Origin of the sequence: Anaerocolumna aminovalerica (assembly GCF_900115365.1) — a bacterium.
In the GTDB taxonomy this organism is placed as follows: Bacteria; Bacillota; Clostridia; order Lachnospirales; family Lachnospiraceae; genus Anaerocolumna; species Anaerocolumna aminovalerica.
Genome location: NZ_FOWD01000074.1, coordinates 1 through 6,255 on the forward strand (window position 1 = coordinate 1; position 6,255 = coordinate 6,255).

Below are 6,255 nucleotides of genomic sequence, written 5' to 3' on the forward strand. Positions count from 1 at the left end.
CACGAGGGTAAGGTAGCAAAATTTATCCTATACACCACGTTATCTTACAAAATATAAATTGAGTCATTATGAAGGTCCAATTAACACTTTTTGAGTTTTTCATATAACTTCAGGGCAAAGCGTACGTACATTAGTAAGCAAATTTTTATTTTTCATGACAAATAATGAAATATGGCTTATAATAAAAACCGATAGATTTATGTAAATATAGAAAATGACGTTCGTTCATAAAGGACACAAAATAGAGGATAGGTTGAAAAAACAAGTTTTTCAACCGCAATTTGTGCTGGCGTACAAGGTTGCTATCGTTATAAAGAGACGCTAAAGCGCTAGAATTGAGGATAAGATGATTAAAAATATAGTCCATTTTAATGTTCAGCAGATAGCTGACAGTGGACAATGCTTTCGTATGAACAATATTGGAAATAATAGTTATAGCTTAGTAGCTTTTAATAAATATCTGGAAATAGAGCAATTGGATAAAAATCAAGTGGTTTTTAGATGTGAGGATGAAGATTTTGAAACACTGTGGGCAGATTATTTTGACTTAAATTATGATTATGGTAATGTGGTTCATTCCATACATAACAGTGAGGATGATTTTTTAAAGAAAGCAGTGGAATATGGGGAAGGCATTCGTATATTAAAACAAGATTTATGGGAGACCATTGTAAGTTTTATTATTTCTCAAAGAAAATCCATACCTGCCATTAAGTCAACCATTGAAAAGCTTTGCATGAAATTCGGTGAGAAGAAAAGCTTTGAAGGTAAAGTTTATTATACCTTTCCTTCTCCTGAAGTAATAGCAGAGCAGAGTATGGAAGGTTTGCAAGGATTAGCATTAGGATACCGGGATAAATATATTCTTAATACAGCAAAAACCATAGCAAATGGTGAGGTTAATCTGGAACTTATAAAACAAATGAGCCGTGAAGATGCAATTCTTGAGTTAAAAAAACTATCTGGTGTGGGAGAAAAGGTGGCTAATTGTGTGGCTCTCTATGGTATGCACAAAATTGATGCATTTCCTGTTGATGTGTGGATAAAACGTGTGGTAGATACATACTATGGTGGATTCTTTGATACAAATACTTATAAAGGCTTTAATGGAATTGTCCAGCAATATATGTTTTATTATATGAAGAATAAATATAAGTCTTGAAGAAAGGAGGTGCCTTATATGGAAAGAGCAATCTATTTAATTACAGGTGTTATGGCTTCGGGAAAGTCAACGATAGGGGAGCTTCTAGCATCTAAAATGGAAAAAGGAGTTCATTTGCGCGGAGATGTATTTCGTCGTATGATTGTATCCGGCCGTGAAGAAATGTCTGCTCAGCCATCTGAAGAAGCAATCCGCCAATTATACCTTCGATACTATTTGGCCGTAAATGCGGCAAAGACGTATTATGACAATGATTTTTCTGTGGTTTTGCAGGACAATTATTACGGAGCAGAGTTATCCCATATAATAAAACAGTTCAAGGATTATCCGGTTCACGTAATCGTTTTATGTCCAACTGTAGAGGTGGTAAAAGAACGGGAGAAATCAAGGGGAAAAATTGGTTACAGTGGCTTTACAGTTGAAAATTTGTATGCAGATTTTATGAAAGATACGCCAAAAATCGGTTTATGGCTGGACACCTCTGAACAGTCACCGGAGCAATCAGTTTACCGTATTTTACAACATTTTTGCAAAGAAACATAAATTTTAACCTCAGGGGTTAGTGTGGCTTACTGAGGTGCTTTTTTATTTTAACTTAGGTATTTATTTGTTGCTGCAGGTAAAAAGAATAAACTGTCATTAGTTGACCATTATAATGGAACTAATTTATATTTTCCTCCGTCTAATATTTGTAAAACAACTAGAAATGAATGGAGGCAGAATATTATGACTAAAATAAAAATGGTAAAAGCTTTATTATTAGGAGCGTGTTTCTCATTATTCTTTACAGGAGCTGCATATGCATCAGGTGGCGGTACCAACGGAAATACCGGAAAAAGTACCCCTGCATTTGAGGGAGCAACCGAAGAGAATAAGGAATTACTTGAAAGACAAAGTCAAATTGATCAGTTTGTTTTTAAAGATCATGCAAAAGAAATTGAAGAGATGGGGTTTGTAGTAACCCATACCGGTGTTGTTGGAGATGGAGTAGAGGTCGGAATTTCACCATATGAAGAAGCATTTGTGGATTATATAAATGAGAATTTAGGAAAAGAACAAATGAATATCGTAGAAGGTGAGGTATATATGTTATACACCGCACCAGATTCTCCGGATGCATCTGTATCCAGTCCGGCAGCAGGTGAACCTACTAATCAGCCAGTAGCTCCTGTTGATGAGAACCTGGAAGATGATAGAATGACCATACAAATTACTTCTGAGAATGGGGAAGGATCTATAGCGGAAAATACTTCAGCTAATAACGAAACAGCGGATAAAGCAGTTAACAATAATGCAGTTGAAGATGCCAGACTGATTTCTGCAAAAATAGATACGGTAAGTTCTTTAAAAGAAACTAGTAATATAGGAACAATTGTTGTAATTGGAATGGCAGCAGTTGTTCTGATAGCTGCTATAATATTAATTACCCGTAAACAAAAAGCTATGAAAAGATAAAAACTTAATATATTTGAAAATCAGAAGTAGAATTAATAATTTATAAAAATCAACTAAATAGCAACAAAAGCATATAGGATGCACCACCATGATTATGAAAATGAAGAATTCTTTTGAAAAAAAGTATTCTAAGTATATTATGGGTGCATCCTATACTTGTTCCGGAAAAAAGCTACCTGTTATTCTAAAAAATAATTTAACATTTTTTCAGAAAATGCAAGCCTTCAGAAATTCCTCACAAACTCTATATTACAGAATGCATTTTGCATGTATTTTTAAAATATATTTAAAATACATGCAGGATACAAAATACACTATGAAATACCTCTAAAATTTGTATAATGCTTCTATATGGCAAACCTGCGACGACTTTTTCAGTAGTATCGTAGAAAGGCAGATTCTACTAGCAGGGAATTCAATATACTAAATTTTTTGGATTTTCAAAATGATGGTTTTTTGTTTTGTGACCACCTTTTTATTATGTATAATTATTATTTTATGGGTAAAATTTTAGGAGAAAGGATGTGTTATATTGAGAATACCGAATCATATAGGGATAATCCCAGATGGCAATAGAAGATGGGCATTAAATAAGGGGTTCAAAAAAGAAGAGGGGTATGATTATGGATTAGATCCTGGACTGGAAGTATTAAGGCTTGCTAAAAAGGCAGGAATAAAAGAAATAACCTATTATGGATTTACAACGGATAATTGCAAAAGGCCGATGGTGCAGCAGGATGCTTTCAAAAAAGCATGTGTGGATGCTGTTCGTATTATTTCATCTGAGGGATCCTCCTTGTTAGTAGTAGGTAATACCCAGTCACAAAGTTTTCCAAAAGAACTTTTACCCTACACCAAAAGAACAGATATGAATGGTGGCGGAATCAAAGTAAATTTCCTTGTTAATTATGGTTGGGAATGGGATATTGAACACATTCTGGACTCTTCAGGTAAAAATTATTCCCTGCAGAACAAGCTCCATTCTTCGGATATATCCAGAATTGATTTAATTATCCGCTGGGGTAATATGAGAAGATTATCTGGATTTTTACCAATACAGTCTGTATATTCTGATTTTTATGTAGTTGAAGAAATGTGGCCTGATTTTCAACCAAAACATTTTGAAAGAGCATTGGAATGGTATGACAAACAAGATGTTACATTAGGAGGATAATAGAATAATTATATTTTGTTCTTCATAATATATTTATAAGATACTAAATTTATGGAGCTCTAATGATGATATTATATTGTAAGAAAGGAAATAAAAATTGCTCCGTAATCGTATTGACTTACATGGTATCTTTTGGTAGACTTTGAGTGTAGACAAAAGGCGGCAATAATGGACAAAAATTACAGCCCTGCCAGCAGTCTGCCATTAAAGTATCTTAATAGGGAAGGGGTTCACTATGGAGAATCAAAATAATAACAAAGCTACGGCTTCGTTAGTGCTTGGCATCGTAAGTTTAGTCTTTATATTCTTTAATATGTATGCTTTTGTAGGTATTATTTTAGCAATTATCGGTCTCGTACTTGGTATCCAAGTACAGAAAGAATCACCTGAAAACGGAATGGCTAAAGCCGGTGTAGTACTTTGCATTATCGGTCTTGCATTATGTGCTCTTACCTTTATTGCATGTGTAATATGCGTTGGAGGAGCTCTTAGTAGTTTACGTTTTTTTTATTGATTTATAAACCGAATGTTATAAAAGGGCTGCTGCAATGGTCTTGCAATAGCCCTTTTGTTAGTATAAAATAGGATATATCGGAGGATAAAATGTTACCTACAATAGTAGTTTTAGGAAGAGAAATAAGTCTGTACGGTTTAATGGGTGTAATCGGTATATTTTTTGGTGTGTTAGCTGCCATTTACCGTAGGAAGATTTATCATATAAACAAAGAGGATGTAATATTCTCTTCTTGTTATGCAGGAATTGGTTTACTGTTGGGAGCAAAATTGCTTTTCATAATTACAATTATACCAGATTTAATAAAAAATAGAGATTTACTGATTGCAAATCCTAAATTGTTATTACATATTCTGTTCGGGGGATTGGTTTTTTATGGGGGGCTTATTGGTGCTTTTCTTGGGTTCTATATATACAGTAGACAATATAAAATAAATTTTATCACTTTATTGGATTTAATTGCTCCCTCCATACCTCTAATACATGGATTTGGAAGGATAGGATGTTTTACTGCCGGATGTTGTTATGGAATAGAATACGATGGTATATTTCATGTGATTTTTGAGAGATCCCAGGCAGCACCTAATGGAGTGGCTTTGCTGCCAGTTCAGCTTATCAGCAGCGGAATTAATTTTCTTGGATGTATTGCCCTTTTTATTTATGCAAGAAAAAAGAGAAAATCAGGCAGGGTAATTGGAATTTATTTGATCTTTTATAGTATAGCCCGGTTTATGATAGAGTTTTTCCGGGGAGATGTGGCAAGGGGAATTTTCTATGGAGTATCCACGTCCCAATGGATTAGTTTATTATTAATTCCAATTGGTTTTTGGTTTTACACAAAAAAATTTTCCACGGTTGAAGAAGAAACAATGAACTAACAAATGAATTTATAATATTCTAGATGAAATATCGTAATTATATAAACTTAATAATAATCAGAGTACTTATCTGATTCTAATAAACTTAGGAGGGATATATATGATAAAAGATATTATTAAGAAAAACCGTTCCTACAGACGCTTTTATGGAGAGAAGGCTATTACAATGGACCAATTAAGAGAGTTGGTTGATTTGGCAAGATTGTCCCCAAGTATGGGTAACAAACAGCCTTTAAAATATATATTGGTCTGTGAGCCGGAAACAAATGAAAAAGTATTTGAACATTTATTATGGGCAGGTTATCTAAAAGAATGGCCGGGTCCAATCCCTGAAGAACGTCCTACTGGTTATGTTGTTATGCTAAGAGATAAGAGCATTAACAAAATCCCAACACCGGATGAAGGAATCTGCGGACAGAGCATCTTATTAGGAGCCACAGAACAGGGTCTTGGGGGATGCATGATTGCAAGTTTTCACAAAGATAAATTAACGGAGACTCTTCAGGTAAGTGATGATTATGATATTGCTATTGTAATTGCTTTGGGATATCCAAAAGAAGAAGTTGTAATAGAAACGGTAAAAGAAGACGGAGATATTAAATATTGGAGAGATGAAAACCAAGTTCATCACGTTCCAAAAAGAAGTTTAGAGGAATTAATAATACAGGAAATAAAATAAAGATTATAATGTAATTAAGATAAAAAAATAAGAATCACTATATAAATTAAGGCTGTCGCATCCCAGGTATGCGGCAGCTTTTTTAATTATTAGGAAATTCCTCAAATCGAAAAAATAGTGTATAATAGAGTAGAAATAAAAAATGGAATAACAAAAGAGCGAAGGGTGCTACTTCGCCATGACTTTGTTTTATGAAGTTTTTTGTTTTTGGTTCGAACTGCGCTATCTGACATTTGAGGAAGAATCATGGAAAGTGGATTTATCCATATCCCATAGACTTTCGATATTGTTCAAATAGTGCAGTTTTTTTATGGTACACTTCTAGAACCAACATAGAAGCACCACACTCAGGACAACGAAGAGGGTCATATCCAAACGTTAGAAGAATGGATT

At 34.0% G+C, this 6,255-nt stretch carries 7 protein-coding genes and 1 pseudogene; 7 read left to right on the plus strand and 1 reads right to left on the minus strand.

Annotated features, from left to right (window positions below; genetic code table 11):
- Window positions 1-346: 346 nt before the first annotated feature.
- The 7 genes from BM183_RS20295 to BM183_RS20330 all read left to right on the plus strand — a co-directional run bounded on the left by BM183_RS20295 (window position 347) and on the right by BM183_RS20330 (window position 5,862).
- Complete coding sequence (locus BM183_RS20295; protein WP_091689412.1) at window positions 347-1,162, plus strand: DNA-3-methyladenine glycosylase family protein; 816 nt, start codon at window positions 347-349, stop codon at window positions 1,160-1,162.
- Window positions 1,163-1,180: 18 nt separating this feature from the next.
- Complete coding sequence (locus BM183_RS20300; protein WP_091689414.1) at window positions 1,181-1,705, plus strand: AAA family ATPase; 525 nt, start codon at window positions 1,181-1,183, stop codon at window positions 1,703-1,705.
- A gap of 183 nt (window positions 1,706-1,888) precedes the next feature.
- Window positions 1,889-2,617 carry a hypothetical protein gene (locus tag BM183_RS20305; protein ID WP_091689416.1) on the plus strand — a complete coding sequence of 243 codons (729 nt, stop codon included), beginning with the start codon at window positions 1,889-1,891 and terminating at the stop codon, window positions 2,615-2,617.
- A gap of 532 nt (window positions 2,618-3,149) precedes the next feature.
- Window positions 3,150-3,791 carry an undecaprenyl diphosphate synthase family protein gene (locus tag BM183_RS20315; RefSeq protein WP_091689420.1) on the plus strand — a complete coding sequence of 214 codons (642 nt, stop codon included), beginning with the start codon at window positions 3,150-3,152 and terminating at the stop codon, window positions 3,789-3,791.
- A gap of 235 nt (window positions 3,792-4,026) precedes the next feature.
- On the plus strand, window positions 4,027-4,305 hold the full coding sequence (locus BM183_RS20320) for a hypothetical protein (protein WP_091689422.1): 279 nt from the start codon (window positions 4,027-4,029) through the stop codon (window positions 4,303-4,305).
- A gap of 89 nt (window positions 4,306-4,394) precedes the next feature.
- On the plus strand, window positions 4,395-5,183 hold the full coding sequence (locus tag BM183_RS20325) for a prolipoprotein diacylglyceryl transferase (RefSeq protein ID WP_091689424.1): 789 nt from the start codon (window positions 4,395-4,397) through the stop codon (window positions 5,181-5,183).
- Between the two features lie 100 nt (window positions 5,184-5,283).
- A complete protein-coding gene (locus BM183_RS20330; protein ID WP_091689426.1) occupies window positions 5,284-5,862 on the plus strand; it encodes a nitroreductase family protein in 579 nt (192 codons plus the stop codon).
- A gap of 259 nt (window positions 5,863-6,121) precedes the next feature.
- Here the strand turns inward: BM183_RS20330 and BM183_RS21750 are convergent.
- Window positions 6,122-6,255 (minus strand): annotated as a pseudogene (locus BM183_RS21750) (IS91 family transposase); the annotation flags it as partial.

What these genes read in the sequence shown, in the direction of transcription:
- BM183_RS20295 (WP_091689412.1), top strand. Translation starts at nt 347, where the DNA reads ATGATTAAAAATATAGTCCATTTTAATGTTCAGCAGATAGCTGACAGT.
- BM183_RS20300 (WP_091689414.1), top strand. Translation starts at nt 1,181, where the DNA reads ATGGAAAGAGCAATCTATTTAATTACAGGTGTTATGGCTTCGGGAAAG.
- BM183_RS20305 (WP_091689416.1), top strand. Translation starts at nt 1,889, where the DNA reads ATGACTAAAATAAAAATGGTAAAAGCTTTATTATTAGGAGCGTGTTTC.
- BM183_RS20320 (WP_091689422.1), top strand. Translation starts at nt 4,027, where the DNA reads ATGGAGAATCAAAATAATAACAAAGCTACGGCTTCGTTAGTGCTTGGC.
- BM183_RS20325 (WP_091689424.1), top strand. Translation starts at nt 4,395, where the DNA reads ATGTTACCTACAATAGTAGTTTTAGGAAGAGAAATAAGTCTGTACGGT.
- BM183_RS20330 (WP_091689426.1), top strand. Translation starts at nt 5,284, where the DNA reads ATGATAAAAGATATTATTAAGAAAAACCGTTCCTACAGACGCTTTTAT.